Origin of the sequence: Wenzhouxiangella sp. AB-CW3 (assembly GCF_014725735.1) — a bacterium.
Lineage (GTDB): Bacteria > Pseudomonadota > Gammaproteobacteria > Xanthomonadales > Wenzhouxiangellaceae > Wenzhouxiangella.
Genome location: NZ_CP061368.1, coordinates 2,249,495 through 2,264,435, shown reverse-complemented (window position 1 = coordinate 2,264,435; position 14,941 = coordinate 2,249,495). Strand labels below are relative to the sequence as shown.

At 62.9% G+C, this 14,941-nt stretch carries 11 protein-coding genes; 5 read left to right on the top strand and 6 right to left on the bottom strand.

What is annotated here, in order from left to right; all coding sequences use genetic code 11:
* Positions 1-10: 10 nt before the first annotated feature.
* Genes IC757_RS09850 through IC757_RS09840 form a run of 3 tightly spaced genes read left to right on the top strand, consistent with a single transcriptional unit; the run spans position 11 to position 5,670 of the window.
* Positions 11-1,066 carry a TAXI family TRAP transporter solute-binding subunit gene (locus IC757_RS09850; RefSeq protein WP_190974149.1) on the top strand — a complete coding sequence of 352 codons (1,056 nt, stop codon included), beginning with the start codon at positions 11-13 and terminating at the stop codon, positions 1,064-1,066.
* A complete protein-coding gene (locus IC757_RS09845) occupies positions 1,063-3,195 on the top strand; it encodes a TRAP transporter permease (RefSeq protein WP_190974148.1) in 2,133 nt (710 codons plus the stop codon). The genes IC757_RS09850 and IC757_RS09845 overlap by 4 nt, the downstream gene beginning before the upstream one ends.
* Positions 3,196-3,210: 15 nt before the next feature.
* Positions 3,211-5,670, top strand: coding sequence for a serine/threonine-protein kinase (locus tag IC757_RS09840; RefSeq protein ID WP_190974147.1), 2,460 nt, complete (start codon positions 3,211-3,213; stop codon positions 5,668-5,670).
* 1 nt (position 5,671) lies between these two features.
* On the opposite strand, the gene IC757_RS09835 is transcribed toward IC757_RS09840, so the two are convergent.
* On the bottom strand, positions 5,672-6,265 hold the full coding sequence (locus tag IC757_RS09835) for a sigma-70 family RNA polymerase sigma factor (protein ID WP_190974146.1): 594 nt from the start codon (positions 6,263-6,265) through the stop codon (positions 5,672-5,674).
* 120 nt (positions 6,266-6,385) lie between these two features.
* Between IC757_RS09835 and IC757_RS09830 the strand changes: the two genes are divergently transcribed.
* Positions 6,386-7,012, top strand: coding sequence for a hypothetical protein (locus IC757_RS09830; protein ID WP_190974145.1), 627 nt, complete (start codon positions 6,386-6,388; stop codon positions 7,010-7,012).
* Here IC757_RS09830 and hutI read toward each other — a convergent pair.
* Both hutI and hutH read right to left on the bottom strand, forming a co-directional pair.
* Complete coding sequence (hutI, locus tag IC757_RS09825) at positions 6,996-8,231, bottom strand: imidazolonepropionase (RefSeq protein WP_190974144.1); 1,236 nt, start codon at positions 8,229-8,231, stop codon at positions 6,996-6,998. The two genes, IC757_RS09830 and hutI, sit on opposite strands and share 17 nt — an antisense overlap.
* A gap of 120 nt (positions 8,232-8,351) precedes the next feature.
* Entirely contained in the window at positions 8,352-9,857 is a 1,506-nt protein-coding gene (hutH, locus tag IC757_RS09820) for a histidine ammonia-lyase (RefSeq protein ID WP_190974143.1), read from the bottom strand.
* 303 nt (positions 9,858-10,160) lie between these two features.
* On the opposite strand from hutH, the gene katG reads away from it, so the two are divergent.
* The gene (gene katG / locus IC757_RS09815; RefSeq protein ID WP_190974142.1) at positions 10,161-12,320 is read left to right on the top strand and encodes a catalase/peroxidase HPI; all 2,160 of its coding nucleotides are present in this window, start codon (positions 10,161-10,163) and stop codon (positions 12,318-12,320) included.
* A gap of 129 nt (positions 12,321-12,449) precedes the next feature.
* On the opposite strand, the gene hutU is transcribed toward katG, so the two are convergent.
* The 3 genes from hutU to IC757_RS09800 all read right to left on the bottom strand — a co-directional run bounded on the left by hutU (position 12,450) and on the right by IC757_RS09800 (position 14,936).
* Positions 12,450-14,120 (bottom strand): urocanate hydratase, encoded by a 1,671-nt coding sequence (gene hutU, locus IC757_RS09810; protein ID WP_190974141.1) that lies wholly within the window; start codon positions 14,118-14,120, stop codon positions 12,450-12,452.
* A gap of 64 nt (positions 14,121-14,184) precedes the next feature.
* The gene (locus IC757_RS09805; RefSeq protein WP_190974140.1) at positions 14,185-14,481 is read right to left on the bottom strand and encodes a transcriptional regulator; all 297 of its coding nucleotides are present in this window, start codon (positions 14,479-14,481) and stop codon (positions 14,185-14,187) included.
* Positions 14,478-14,936, bottom strand: coding sequence for a hypothetical protein (locus tag IC757_RS09800; RefSeq protein WP_190974139.1), 459 nt, complete (start codon positions 14,934-14,936; stop codon positions 14,478-14,480). The genes IC757_RS09805 and IC757_RS09800 overlap by 4 nt, the downstream gene beginning before the upstream one ends.
* Positions 14,937-14,941 lie beyond the last annotated feature (5 nt).

Here is a 14,941-nt window from a genome sequence, read left to right as displayed (position 1 = left end):
GTTCGGCGGCATGCGTTTGCCCGTGCAGACACGGCGTATCGGCCTTGCGCTGCTTAGCCTGGCTCTGATGGTTCTGCTGTTTGGGTGGCTGAGCGGGCAGCGTGATCCAGAAAACCACGTTCATATCGTGGCCACCGCCACGACCGGTGGCACGTTCTATCCCGTTGGCGTGGCCATTGCCACCCTGACCAAGCAGGTGCTCGAGGAAGAGCACGGCGTGGCGCTGGCGGCCATCAGCAGCGCCGGGTCCGAGGAGAATCTCAGGCTGATGCGCTCGGGAGAGGCCTCTTTCGCCATCCTCCAGGGGCTCTACGGCGCCTGGGCGTGGCGGGGCGAAGGCCGGCTGGAGGCCCAGGAGCCGTTTGCCGAGCTGCGCAGCGTGACTGCGTTGTGGCCCAATGTCGAGCACTTTCTGATTCGCCGGTCGCTGGCCCCGACCGGCACGATGGACGACCTGGGGCAGTTGGCGGGCCGGCGCTTTTCCATCGGCGCGCGCTATTCCGGCACCGAGGGCTCCAATCGACATATCCTGGGTGCACTGGGTATGGACCCGGATGCCGAGTTCCACCTGGTCTATCAGGGCTATGGTGCCAGCGCCGATGCCTTTCAGAATCAACTGATCGACGGCATGAATACGCCGGCGGGGGTGCCGGTCGGTGCGGTTACCCGAGCCATGGCTGCAGCGCGGGGGGAGGGCGTATTGCTATCATTCGAGCCGTCGCATCGCGATGCGGTCAATCGCAACTATCCCGAACTGTGGCAGTTCTTTGAAATCGAGGCCGGCACCTATCCGCACCAGGACGAGGCGGTCAGGACGATTGCCCAGTCCAATCTGCTGGCAGTGACGGCCGAGGTGCCTGATGCCCATGTCTACAAGCTGCTGGTCGCCCTGTACGACAACCTGGGTTTTCTGCACGCCTTTCATGCAGCGACCCGCTCCATGAGTCTCGAGGCAGCCCTGGATGGCCTGCCGGTTCCCCTGCACCCCGGTGCGGTGCGCTTTTATCGCGAACGGGGAATCGACATACCGGAGCCACTGCTGCCACCCGAGGAGCGGGCAGAATGAGTGGCTCGTCGTCCTGGCGCGAGCGCATCCTGGCTAGTGCACGATCCAGCCAGGGCACCGGAGCGCGGGACTTGCCACCCTGGGGGCAGGTGGTGTTGTTTGTGGGAGCTGCCGTCATTGCGGTGCTGCATGTCGCACTCAATACCTGGCTGATCTGGCCCGACCTGTGGGTGGCGACTTTTCATTTTGGCAGCCTTGGGCTGCTGGCTCTGGTGCTCTTCCCCAGCCGGGGTGTGGCCGTTGCGGGGCGAGCCGATATCGGTGGCTGGCTGGATATCGCCGCCGGGGTATTGCTGATTCTGGCCTGTGCCGCGGTCCTGTTGCTGGAGGAATATCTGTACGAACGCGGCCTGCATTTCTCGACGACTGACTGGGTGGCCTCTGTGGCCATCGTGACCCTGTCGATCGAACTGGCGCGGCGCACGGCGGGGGTGCTGATCCCGGCGCTGGTTGTACTTGGCCTGAGCTACGCGGTGTGGTGGGGGCAGCACATCGGAGGCATCTTCGCCTTTCCCGGTCTCAGTCTCGAGACCATGTTGTTCCGTTCGGTGTATACCTCGGAGGGAATGTTTGGGACGATTGCCCGGATATCATGGAGTTATGTCTTCATGTTCATCCTGCTTGGTGCATTCCTCGTGCGTTCCGGCGCCGGCGATTTCATACTGGCCCTGGCCAGGGCCACGGCCGGGCGGATTACGGGTGGCCCGGGTCTGGTCGCGGTGGCGTCTTCGGGCCTGATGGGGTCGATTACCGGTTCAGCCGTGGCCAATACGGCTTCCACCGGCGTGATCACCATTCCATTGATGAAGCGGGCAGGCTTCCCACCGAGGTTCGCCGGTGGCATCGAGGCGGCGGCATCGACCGGGGGTCAACTGATGCCGCCGGTGATGGGTGCCGGTGCCTTTCTGATGGCCAATTTCACCGGTATCGACTACCTGGCGATCATCGCCGTCGCGCTGATACCGGCGTTGATGTACTTTCTGTCGCTTGCGTTCTTTGTGCGTATTCGTGCGCGTCGGCTGGGGCTGGCGCCACGCGACGATGCCGACGGCATTCCACTGAGCGAGGCCTTGGCGCGCGGGTGGCCTCTGCTGCTGCCCCTGCTGGTGCTGATCGGGTTGCTGATCGCCGGGTTCACTCCGGTTTTTGCCGCCTGTATATCCATCGTCGCCGTGGTGGCTGCTTCGTGGCTCACGCCGGTGCGGATGGGGCCGTTGGCTGTGGTGGAGGCCATGGCCGCCGGGGTGCGGACCATGGTGCCGACCGCGATGCTGCTGATCGCCGTGGGCCTGATCATCAATGTGCTGACTACAACCGGAATCGGCAATACCTTTTCGATCATGATCGGGGAATGGGCCGGAATGAGCCTGTTGCTGGCGCTTGTGCTGGTGGCGCTGGCGTCGCTGGTGCTGGGCATGGGACTGCCGGTCACCGCGGCCTACATCGTGCTCGCTGCTATCTCGGCGCCCACGATCTACGGGCTGATGTTGCAGGCCGACCTGGTCAATGCCCTGGTTGCCGGCGAGATCAGCGACCGAGCACGCGAGGCCATTTTGCTGGCGCGGCCGGGTATCGAAAGCCTGCTGGGCTCGCCCATGCCCGTGGCCGAAGCCCAGGCCACGGTGGCGGCGATGACGCCGGAACTGCAGCGCACGGCTGCCGAGGCGATGCTTGACCCTGCAGTTCTGGCGGGTAGCCTGCTGGCCGCGCATCTGATCATTTTCTGGTTCAGCCAGGACTCGAACGTCACGCCGCCGGTGGCGTTGGCTGCGTTCACGGCTGCGGGAATTGCCGGGGAGCGCCCCATGCCGACCGGCCTGACGGCATGGAAGCTGGCCAAGGCGCTGTACCTCATTCCCGTCCTGTTTGCCTATACGCCACTGGTCAGTGGAACCTGGAGCGAAGCGCTGCAGGTGGCCGTGGTTGCCGTGACCGGCCTGTATGCTCTGGCCGGCGTGTTCGAAGGCTGGCTGGAAGGTCCGCTGAAGCCCGCGCAGCGCGTCTTGCTGGCCATGCTGGCGCTGGTGTTGCTGTTTCCGCACGACTGGTGGTGGGCCGATGTGATGGGCATGCTGCTGGTGGCGATACTTCTCTGGCGCAGCCGCCGGCTTTCCCCGCGCACGGTCTAGGTCTAGACTGATCATATGAGTAATCGTCCCGACTTGCTGCGATATCGACAGGCCAAGGACCTGGCCATGGCGGCGCTAGACCAGTCTTCCGTTGAGCGCGATGCATGGGTCAGGCAACAGTGTGGCGAGGACGGTGAGCTCCTCGACGAAGTGCGCTGGCTGGTGGCTGCGGCCGAGGACGATGATGCCGACGAGGTGCCCGAGCAGTTTCAGCAGGCCACCGAACAGGCATTGCGCCAGGTGTCCTTGCAGGTGCCGCTGCCGCGCGATTACCGCCTGATCCGGCGCATCAGCCAGGGTGGCATGGGTATTGTCTACCTGGCCGAACGGATCGACGGTGAAATGCGCCAGCGCGTGGCCCTGAAACTGCTGCACGTGACCGGGTCTCCCGACGAGGAGTTGAGGCAGCAGTTTGCCACCGAGCAGCAGATTCTGTCTCGTTTCACGCACCCCAATATCGCCCGCCTGATCGATGCCGGGATGACCTCGGAGGGGCGGCCATTCATGGCAACCGAGTATGTCGATGGTGAGCCCATTGATCGATGGTGCCGTCATCGCGACAGCGCTCTGAATGAGCGTCTGAAACTGTTTCTCCAGGTTTGCGATGCCGTCGACTATGCGCATCGTCACATGGTGATTCACCGAGATCTCAAGCCAGGCAATATCCTGGTCTCGAAAGAGGGTGAGCCCAAGCTGCTGGATTTCGGTATTGCCCGGCTGGTCGATGGTACCGACGGAGTGAGTGACGCGCCGTCGGCCGATTCGACGCAAGGTAATGCCCTGACCCTGGCCTACGCCAGTCCGGAACAGGTGGCGGGTCGGGACCTGGGCGTGGCATCCGATGTGTATTCTCTGGGCGTGGTGCTCTACGAGCTTTTGGCCGGGGTGGGTCCGTTTGCCGACAGTGGCTCTCCCGAGCAGCAGCGGGCGGCCATTCTCGCCGGAGAATTCGTCCCTCCGGCGAACGTGCAGAGCCAGTCAGTCGGTCGCATTCCCCGTGACCTGGAAGCCATCGTGCTCAAGGCCATGCGCAGCGATCCCGAGCATCGCTACGAATCGGTTCGGGCGCTCACCAGCGACGTGAAACGCTTTCTGGCTCATCGCCCGGTGCAGGCCCACCGGGCCGGAACCTTCTACCGCGTGGGCCGGTTTGTGCGCCGGCACCATCTTGCTGTGGTGGTCTCGGTTCTGGTGCTTGCGCTGCTGGCCGGGTTTCTCCTGGATCGGGAAGCACAACTCAGGCGAATCGCCTGGGAACGCGACCGAGCCGAGGCCGTCACCGATTTCATCGATGAGTTGTTCGCCGGTGCCGACTCCCTGCCATCGCGTGGCAACGAAGTGACCGTGCGCGAACTGCTGGATGTGGGCGCGGACCAGTTGCGCGATACCGATCATTACGGACCGGCGGTACTGGGTTCGCTCTACCTCGCCCTGGGGCGGGCCTACAACGGGCTGGGACTGGGTGAACAGGCCTTGCCGCTGCTCCGCGAGGCTCAGACGGCACTGGGAGACGGGATCAGCCTGCATGAGCGGGCCCTGGTTCAGGCCGAGATCGGTGCTGCACTGGATACGGCCGGCCGCGCCGTGGAGGCCATAGAGGCGGACCAGCGGGCACTGGACCTGTTTCAGCGTTCATCCGAGGGCCCCGAACGAACGTTGCTGGGCATTCGCATACGCCAGTTGCGAAACCATGCCAACGTCTTGGACATGCCGCTGGAAGAAACAGTGGCGCAGCTGGAAGACATTCTGTATGAGCTCGACAGTCGACCCGGGGAAGTGGCTGAATTGCGCTTCCAGGCGCTGACCGCGCTGGCCAGCGCTCATGTTTTCGGCCGCCGGGCCGAGGAGGCCATGGGCCATGCGCGCCAGGCCCGTGAGCTGGGCGAGGTGCTGTATGAACACCAGGACCCCCGGCGCCTGCGGGGGCGTTATGCCTATGCCAACGCATTGCTGTTGTCCGATCCTGAAGCAGCGGTGGAAGCCTTTGCCGAACTGGTGGCCGATCACGAGCGGCTCATCGGCCCCAGTCAGCGCCTGGCCAACATGATTGGCAACTACGGTGTGGCCCTTTCACGAACCGGTCGTGATCGTGACAGCATGGAGGCTTTCGGCCGGGCGGCGTCCATGATCGAGGACCTGGTCGGTCGTGATCACTACCTCTATCGTCTCTCGCAGTCCAACCTGGCTGCCTCGCACCTGCGTCTCGGCGAGCCCGAACAGGCCGAGGCCCTCGTCCGTGAAGTATTGGAAGCACAGGAATGGCCGATGGAAGAGGGCAGTGGTGTGGAAATCATGTACAGGGCATCGGCCCTGGACGTTCTGGGGGCGGCGCTGGCCCGTCAGGGCCGGCTGGAAGAAGCGGCCCAGGCTTACGAGACGGCGCTGGACATGCTGGACGCAAACGCCGACAGCACCTGGTCGGAGCTCAGGGCCACTGCTGCCTCGCGCCTGGCCGAACTGCGACAGGAACCCTGAATCATCCAAGCTGACGTTTCAGCCAGGCGCGGGCCATGCGCCATTCCCGGACCACCGTGGACCGTGAGATATCCAGGGTTTCGGCGGTATCCTCCATGCTCAGCCCCGCGAAATAGCGCAGTTCAACGATCCGGGCCTGGCGTGGGTCGATCTCGGCGAGTTGGCAAAGGACCTGGTCCAGGGCAATCAGATCACCACCGAAGTCCTCGCCGGGGTCCGAGATCTCGATATCGAGCTGCTGATGGCCCTGGGGACGCTTGGTGGCGCCACGGCGACGGGCATAATCGACCAGTACGTGACGCATGACCGTGGAGGCCACCAGCAGAAAATGCCGCCGGTCTTCCCAGTGCTGCTCGTCCTGACCGGCCAGTCGCAGGTAGGCCTCGTTGATCAGGGCGGTGGGCTGCAGGGTATGGCCGTGGCGCTGCCGGGCCAGCTGGCGTCCGGCCAGGGCCCGCAGTTCGTCATATACCAGCGGCAGCAACTCGTGAACGGCAGCCTCATCGCCGGAGGAATACTGCTGAAGTATTTTGTCCAGATCGCCCGCCGGGCCGGGAGCAGAGGAGGGCTGCGTGCTGTCAGCGTCGGTGTTCATGGGTGCTGGGTCTGCCGTGCCTGCCTGTTATCATGGTACACGAGATCGGGGTTTCCCTTGGCGTTGCAAGGCGCGTAAAATGGGGAGTAATTATTTGCACGCGGGGTCGTTGCAACAGGCATGAAGACAATCCGGCCGATAATAGGACTGTGGTGCGGCGCGGGGCTGATTTTGGCCGGGCTCGCCGCTGCTGTCAGTGCCGAGAGTGTCGGTGAGCGGGGTTGCCTGGGGCTTGATCTGTTGTCCGAATCCGCGCTGGAAGAGCAGCGGCTGGCTTTTCTTGCCACGGTCGATGACGAGGCGGGTCTGTTGCATCGTCTGGCTTGCAGCCGGGGCAGCGTGGAACGCCTGCAATTGCGTGCGGAGCCTGGCCAGCAGGCCCGGGTCGGGTTGCTGCTGGCCAACCCGGGCCCCGATCCGGTGCTGATCAGCCGGGACATGACGCGTGACGCCGCATGGGCAAGCGACTGGGTTTACCTGGAACTGCCGGGAGCCGAGATTCAGCCCGGTTCCTTTCTGCCTGCCACGCTGGTCATCACTGTGCCGGACGACTACAGCCCCGGAGAACGTTTCGAGCACCGCTTTGGTCTGCTGGAAGGCAGTGAAAAGCTGGAGTTGTCGGTGGCACTCGAGGTGATCCGTGAACAGCCCATGTTTCGCGACGATTTCGAGGTCGATCCGGTGATCGGACAGTTCAGCCAGTACTCCGGTCATTCGGACTCTGAGACTGTCAGCCCGGGGGGCTGAACTCTCCCGCAACCCAGTTTCCGTCCTTTAGTGTGGCCCGGCAGGCATTGGGCCGGAAGTGGTACAGCCAGTGGTTGATGTCGGGCGCGTCAATGATCGCCAGATCGGCGCGATAGCCCGGTTGCAGGCTGCCGTGGCTGTGTTGCAGGCCGATGGCGCGAGCAGCATGACTGGTCACCCCCCTCAGGACTTCACTCGGGCTCATACGCTGGTGTACCGCCGCCAGGGTCATGGCCATATGCAGGTGGTAGCTGGGCGCTGAACCGGGATTGAAGTCGGTAGCCACTGCCACGCGCGCGCCAGCCGCTATCCATGTCCTTGCCGGCAGAAACGGTTCGCGAAGATAAAGCGATGCGATGGGCAGGCTGACAGCCACCGTGCCGGCACTCGCCATGGCGGCGATATCGCGATCAGTGGCATATTCCAGATGTTCGGCCGATACCGCACCCAGCTCCGCGGCCAGTCCGGCGCCACCCCCGGCGGAGAGCTGGTCGGCGTGAATCTTCAGACCCAGGCCGTGCGCTTTCGCCGTCTCCAGGATTCTGCGCCCTTCATCCAGGGTGAAGGCGTTGTCCTCTATGAACACGTCGCAGAAGCGGGCCAGCTTGCGTTCGGCGACCTCCGGAATGATGTCCTGGCATAGCAGGGCGAGGTACTCGTCTCGTCTGTCGCGGTACTCCGCCGGCACCAGGTGGGCGCCGAGAAAGGTCGGTACGATATCCAGCGGTTGCACTGCATCGAGTGCCCGGTAGACCTCGAGTTGCTTGATCTCGTCATCTCGATTCAGGCCGTAGCCTGACTTGGCCTCGACCGTGGTCACGCCCAGGCGGGCCATGTCGGCCAGGGCAGCGCCTGCCTTGCCGGTCAGTTCGTCCTTGCTGGCTGCACGCGTGGCGTTGACGGTGGAGTTGATGCCGCCACCGGCGGCCTGGATGTCCTGGTAGCTGGCCCCCTCGAGCCGGGCGGCAAATTCGTCGCCGCGCCAGCCGCCGAAGCACAAGTGCGTATGGCAGTCGATCAGCCCCGGCACCACGCAGCGCCCGCCGGCGTCGAACGGTTCGGCATCGGAAAACTCGGACGGCAGCTCGGCAGCAGGTCCGGCAAAGCGAATCGTATCGCCCTCCCAGGCCACCACCGCATCGGCGATCGCGTCAACCTCATCATGCCCACCCTCGGCGGGCACGCGATACAGCATCGAGATGTTTTTCAGTAAGTTCATGGGGACCTATTGAACCGCAGATGAACGCAGATGAACACAGATGAAGGTAAAAAAGCAATGCGGCCAGTTCTATTCATCTTCATTAATCTGCGTTTATCCGCGTTCATCTGCGGTTGTAAATCAGTCGAGCGTCGTAATCGTGGACTGAACAGTCCGGGCCAGTTCGCCGGAGCGCAGCAGGCGGGTGCAGGTGTCTATGTCGGCGCCGACTTCGTAGTCTTCGTCGGCGTGGTTGACATGGTCGCGGACGAACTCGTGGGCGACAAGCACCCCCTTGCCCGGCTTCAGAGGCTTTCTGAAATCCAGTGCCTGGGCGGCGGTGAGCATTTCCACGGCCATGACACGCTCGACGTTGTGCAGCACATTCAGCAGCTTGAGCGCGCTGATCGAGCCCATGGAGACATGGTCTTCCTGGCCCAGCGAGGTCGGAATCGAGTCGACGCTGGCCGGGTGGCAGAGCACCTTGTTCTCGCTGACCAGCGCGGCAGCCGTGTACTGCGGGATCATGAAACCCGAATTGATGCCGGTGTCGGCCATCAGCAGCTTGGGCAGTCCGTCGTGGCCTTCCAGCAGCAGATAGGTACGCCGCTCGGAGATAGAGGCCAGCTCCGACAGCGCGATGGCGGCATAGTCCAGCGCCAGTGCCAGTGGCTGACCATGGAAGTTGCCGGCCGAGACGATATCGCCATTGTCGAACACCAGCGGGTTGTCGGTGACCGAATTGATCTCGCGCTCGACCACCTCGGTGGCATGGGCCAGTGCATCACGACTGGCGCCATGGACCTGCGGCATGCAGCGCAGGCAGTATGGGTCCTGGACCTTGCCGCAGTGGCGGTGGGACTCGAGGATCTCGCTTTCGACGAGCAGCTGGCGCATGTTGGCCGCCACCCTGATCTGGCCGGGATGCGGTCGCACAGCATGCACGCGCTCGTCGAAGGGTGCGGCCGAGCCCTGCAGGGCTTCCAGGCTCATCGCGCCGAGAATGTCGGCGGCGCGGATCAGGTGCAGGGCGCGGTGTAGGACAAATGCACCGTAGGACGACATCAACTGGGTGCCATTGATCAGGGCCAGCCCGTCTTTTGCCCCGGGCTCGACCGGCTTCAGGCCATGCCGGACCAGGGTTTCGGCAGCGGGCTCGGGACCTGTTCGTTCGGCATTCCAGCATTGGCCCTTGCCGATCAACGGCAGGCTCATGTGGGCCAGCGGCGCCAGATCGCCGGATGCCCCCACGCTGCCGCGGCTGGGGATGAAAGGCAGGATATCGAGCTCGCAGAACTTCAGAAGCTGCCGGAAGATCGGCAAGGAAATGCCTGAATTACCGAGACCCAAGGCGTGAGCCTTAAGCTGGAGCATCAGCCGCGTGATCTCTATCGGTACGGGATCTCCCGTGCCACAGGCATGGCTGAGCAGCAGGTTGCGTTGCAACTGCCCTAGCTGGTCGTCATCAATGCGCTTGCTGGCCAGCGCACCAAAACCGGTATTGACGCCATAGATGGCATGGCCACTTCCCAGCGCCTTGTCCACGATAGCTCGCGACCGTTCGACAGTCGAGGGGTCACTACTCAATCTCTGCAGGCGTTGGTCGAGTCGGCGGTCAAGGCCTTCAATGCGAATCATGTCGTTCATTCAGCCGCGGTCCATTCGGTAAGGGGTGAAGTCCGGTCGACCCCATGGCCGATCGGCACTAGCGAATGGTGGCAATACTAGCAAGTTCGGCTTCGGTCTATTGGGCTTGGCGGGAGGTGCCGGTCTCAGCCGGGTAGTGGTCGCCGTCGTCCCATAAAGGTATGCTCTGCACCTATCGTGCTCATGCGCACAATCAATTTCAACAATATAAGTAGTATCTTATACTGTGAAGCTTATTGGAGTTGTGGCTGGCGTACGCTTTCTTCAGCTCCGCAGGATTCAATACCAACGGAGGAAGCAGCAATGGCGAACCAAGGCAAGTGCCCGGTCATGCACGGTGGGCACACCGCGACCGGCAGCTCGAACATGGAGTGGTGGCCCGAGAACCTGAACCTGGACATCCTGCATCAACACGATGCCAAGACCGACCCGCTTGGAGAGGACTTCGATTACCGCGAGGAAGTCAAGAAGCTGGACGTCGATGCCCTCAAGAAGGATCTGGCCGAACTGATGACCGATAACCAGGACTGGTGGCCGGCCGACTGGGGTCACTACGGCGGTTTGATGATTCGCATGGCATGGCACGCCGCCGGCACCTACCGCGTGGCCGACGGCCGCGGCGGTGGCGGTACCGGTAACCAGCGTTTCGCGCCGATCAACAGCTGGCCGGACAATGCCAACCTGGACAAGGCCCGGCGCCTGCTGTGGCCGATCAAGAAGAAGTACGGCAACAAGCTGTCTTGGGCCGATCTTCTGATTCTGGCCGGCAACGTCGCCTACGAGTCCATGGGCTTCGAGACCTATGGTTTTTCCTTCGGTCGTGAAGACATCTGGCACCCGGAAAAGGACATCTACTGGGGTGCGGAAAAGGAGTGGCTGGCGCCCTCCGATGAACGCTATGGCGATGTCGAAAACCCGGCGACGATGGAAAACCCGCTGGCCGCTGTCCAGATGGGCCTGATCTATGTCAATCCCGAAGGTGTCAACGGCGAACCGGATCCGATCAAGACCGGTGCCCAGGTTCGAGAAACCTTCGCGCGCATGGCCATGAACGACGAAGAAACCGTGGCGCTGACCGCCGGTGGCCATACCGTGGGCAAATGCCACGGCAATGGCGATGCCGACAACCTCGGCCCCGAGCCGGAGGCCGCTGACGTCGAGGAGCAGGGCCTGGGCTGGAACAACAAGGTCAGCCGCGGTGTGGGCCGAGATACCGTGACCAGCGGTATCGAAGGGGCCTGGACCACCCACCCGACCAAGTGGGACAACGGCTACTTCCACCTGCTGCTCAACTACGAGTGGGAGCTGGTAAAAAGCCCGGCGGGTGCCTGGCAGTGGGAGCCGGTCGACATCAAGGAAGAAGACAAGCCGGTCGATGTCGAAGATCCCTCGATCCGTCTCAACCCGATCATGACCGACGCGGACATGTCGATGAAGATGGATCCGGAGTATCGCAAGATCTCGGAACGCTTCTACAAGGATCCGGAATACTTCGATGAAGTCTTTGCCCGTGCCTGGTTCAAGCTGACCCATCGTGACATGGGCCCGAAGACGCGCTACATCGGACCGGAGGCGCCGACCGAAGACCTGATCTGGCAGGATCCGGTGCCGGCCGGCAAGGCCGATTACGACGTCGACGCGGTCAAGGCGAAGATTGCCGAAGCCGGCCTGTCGATCAGTGAAATGGTCAGTACGGCCTGGGACAGCGCCCGGACTTTCCGTGGCTCGGACAATCGTGGTGGCGCCAATGGCGCGCGTATCCGCCTGGCGCCGCAGAAGGACTGGGAAGGCAACGAGCCCGAGCGTCTGGCCAAGGTGCTGAAGGCCTACGAGCAGATCGCAGCCGATACCGGCGCCAGCATTGCCGACGTCATCGTGCTCGGCGGCAACGTGGGTCTGGAGCAGGCGATCAAGGCAGCGGGCTACAGCGTCAGCGTGCCGTTCGCCCCGGGCCGTGGCGATGCCATCGAAGAGCAGACCGATGCCGACTCCTTCCAGTACCTGGAGCCGCTGGCCGATGGCTTCCGCAACTGGCAGAAGAAGGACTATGTGGTCAAGCCTGAAGAGATGATGCTCGACCGGGCCCAGCTCATGGGTCTGACCGCACCGGAAATGACCGCCCTGATCGGCGGCATGCGGGTGCTGGGTGCCAATCACGGTGGCAGCAAGCACGGTGTGTTCACCGATCGTGAAGGGCAGTTGACCAATGACTTCTTCGTCAACCTGACCGACATGTCGTACAAGTGGGAGCCCAAGGGCAGCAACCTGTACGAGATCCAGGATCGCAAGAGCGGCCAGACCAAGTGGACGGCTACCCGCGTCGACCTGGTGTTCGGTTCGAACTCCATCCTGCGTTCCTACGCCGAGCACTACGCGCAGGACGACAACCAGGAAAAGTTCGTGAAGGACTTCGTGGCCGCCTGGACCAAGGTGATGAACGCCGATCGATTCGATCTGGCCTGATTCATCGCCGTGGGCCGGTAACGGCCGCTGTATCAGCCCGGCACCGCACTACGGTGCCGGGTTTTTTCTCAAGGGGGGCGAGAAAGCCCGGTTTCCGGGCGAATCGATCCGGGGCTATCGAGAATTGACTCAGTCGAGCATCGGCACGTCCACGCCGCGTTCTTTCGCCGTGCTCACGGCTTCTTCGTAGCCGGCATCGACATGGCGGATCACGCCCATACCGGGATCGGCAGTCAAAACGCGTTGCAGGCGCTCGTAGCCTTGTTTCGTGCCGTCGGCCAGCGACACCATGCCGGCATGCAGCGAATAGCCGATACCCACACCACCGCCATGATGAACTGAAACCCAGCTCGCACCGCAGGCGGTATTGACCAGGGCATTGAGAATCGGCCAGTCGGCAATGGCATCCGAGCCGTCCTTCATCGCTTCGGTCTCGCGGTTGGGTGAGGCGACCGAGCCGCAATCAAGGTGGTCGCGGCCGATGACGATGGGGGCGTCGACCTTGCCTTTCTCGACCAGCCAGTTGAATTTCTCGCCAGCCTCGGCGCGTTCGCCATACTCCAGCCAGCAGATGCGTGCCGGAAGCCCCTGGAAGTGAATTTTCTCCCGGGCCTGGTGAATCCAGCGCTTCAGGTGTTCCTTTTCCGGAAATAGTTCGAGAATGGCCTGGTCGGTGGCGGCGATGTCGGCCGGGTTGCCCGAGAGCGCGGCCCAGCGGAAGGGGCCGGCGCCGCGGCAGAACAGTGGCCGGATATAGGCCGGCACGAACCCCGGAAAGTCGAAGGCATTGTTCATGCCGCGCAGGTCGGCGACCTGGCCGCGCAGGTTGTTGCCGTAGTCGAATGTGATCGCGCCGCGCTTCTGCATCTCGAGCATGGTCTCGACATGAACGACCATGGAATCGAGTACCTTTTCGTCGTAGGTCTTCGGGTCGGACTGGCGCAGGGATGCCGCTTCTTCCAGCGAGTATCCGACCGGGATGTAGCCGTGCCTGAGATCATGGGCCGAGGTCTGGTCGGTCAGGCAGTCCGGGACGATGTCGCGAGCCAGCATGTCCGGCAGCACTTCGGCAATATTGCCCAGCAGGCCCACTGACAGCGGTCCGTCCGATTTCTCAATCAGCGCCATGGCCTCGTCGATGGACGTGGCCTTGACGTCGCAGTAGCCGGTCTCGACGCGGCGGTCAATGCGCCATTCATCGACTTCCACCCCAATACAGTGCCCGTCGTTCATGGTGACAGCCAGCGGCTGGGCACCGCCCATGCCGCCGAGACCCGCGGTGACTGTGAGTTTGCCGGCGAGGGATCCGTCAAAGCGCTGGCGGGCCAGCTCGGCAAAGGTTTCATAGGTGCCCTGGACGATGCCCTGTGAACCGATGTAGATCCAGGAGCCGGCGGTCATCTGCCCATACATGGTCAGACCCTGCGCCTCGAGCTCGCGGAACGTGTCCCAGTTGCCCCAGCGCGGCACCAGGTTGGAATTGGCGATCAGCACGCGTGGGGCCATGTCGTGGGTGCGGATCACGCCCACCGGCTTGCCGGACTGGATCAGCAGGGTCTCATCGTCGTTGAGTCGTTGCAGTGTCCGAACAATCGCGTGGTAGCAGTCCCAGTTGCGCGCGGCCTTGCCCGTGCCGCCGTAGACAATCAGTTCATCGGGCTTCTCGGCCACGGCTGGATCGAGATTGTTCATCAGCATGCGCAGGGCGGCTTCCTGATGCCAGCCCCTGCAACTCAGGGTCGTGCCATGAGGGGCACGGATTACGGGTGCAGTGACACCCGATCGGGCGGTCTCATTCATGAAAACTCTCGCAGCAACTCGGTCAACCGTCCAAGTATAGCAATCGACCGCATTCCAGGGCAGTTCAGACTCGGGCAAGTTGCGCGAGGCGGCGGAGCTCTGCCATGTGTGCCGAGAAGGCCTTTCGACCCCGTGGTGTCAGCGACAACCAGGTGCGTTGGCGGGTATTGACGGTACGCTTGATCACCTTTACGTAACCGGCCTGCTCCAGGTGAGCCACCTGTTTCGACAGCACGGAATCCGAAACCCCCACCTCGTCACGCACCACGCCGAACTCGACATCGTCCAGCGGCGAGAGCACTGCACATATGCGCAGCCGGGTCGGCGGGTGAATGATGTCGTTGAAACGTGGTGCACTCATGATCCCGAAGTGTCCCGACGGTAGGCGCGCATCCAGGCCCGGCTCAGAATGAAGCTGATCAACACTGCGATGGCTGCCCCGGCAAATGCTGGCCAAATCAGTCCGAGTCTCAGTCTGATGATCCAGACCGAGATCATGATCGCGAACAGCAACACGCTGAGACTGATGGCGATGATGCGCGTACGTCCGCGACGATAGCCGGAAACCCACACGCCATATCGCTCCTGGTAGGAGCTCATCATCTTTGAAAGAGCGAACACCAGGGCGAACACGGCCAGCAGGTTGAAGGGCATGGGCAGCACCGGAGTAATCACCAGGCCGCCGATGCAGGCGAGCCAGATCAGTTCGTACCAGGAATCGTTTTCCGGCAGGCGCGCCGCGGCAGAGCGGCTGTGTGCTTCGGCATCTTCCAGTGCGTCACGTGCCTGATGGGGATCATTGGAATTCTGGGTCATTGGTT

Bases quoted from the DNA above. Each gene is read 5' to 3' on its own strand.
- hutU (WP_190974141.1), bottom strand. From the start codon at position 14,120: ATGAATGAGACCGCCCGATCGGGTGTCACTGCACCCGTAATCCGTGCC.
- hutI (WP_190974144.1), bottom strand. From the start codon at position 8,231: ATGAACTTACTGAAAAACATCTCGATGCTGTATCGCGTGCCCGCCGAG.
- IC757_RS09845 (WP_190974148.1), top strand. From the start codon at position 1,063: ATGAGTGGCTCGTCGTCCTGGCGCGAGCGCATCCTGGCTAGTGCACGA.
- IC757_RS09800 (WP_190974139.1), bottom strand. From the start codon at position 14,936: ATGACCCAGAATTCCAATGATCCCCATCAGGCACGTGACGCACTGGAA.
- IC757_RS09835 (WP_190974146.1), bottom strand. From the start codon at position 6,265: ATGAACACCGACGCTGACAGCACGCAGCCCTCCTCTGCTCCCGGCCCG.
- IC757_RS09805 (WP_190974140.1), bottom strand. From the start codon at position 14,481: ATGAGTGCACCACGTTTCAACGACATCATTCACCCGCCGACCCGGCTG.
- hutH (WP_190974143.1), bottom strand. From the start codon at position 9,857: ATGAACGACATGATTCGCATTGAAGGCCTTGACCGCCGACTCGACCAA.
- IC757_RS09850 (WP_190974149.1), top strand. From the start codon at position 11: ATGCGTTTGCCCGTGCAGACACGGCGTATCGGCCTTGCGCTGCTTAGC.
- IC757_RS09840 (WP_190974147.1), top strand. From the start codon at position 3,211: ATGAGTAATCGTCCCGACTTGCTGCGATATCGACAGGCCAAGGACCTG.
- IC757_RS09830 (WP_190974145.1), top strand. From the start codon at position 6,386: ATGAAGACAATCCGGCCGATAATAGGACTGTGGTGCGGCGCGGGGCTG.
- katG (WP_190974142.1), top strand. From the start codon at position 10,161: ATGGCGAACCAAGGCAAGTGCCCGGTCATGCACGGTGGGCACACCGCG.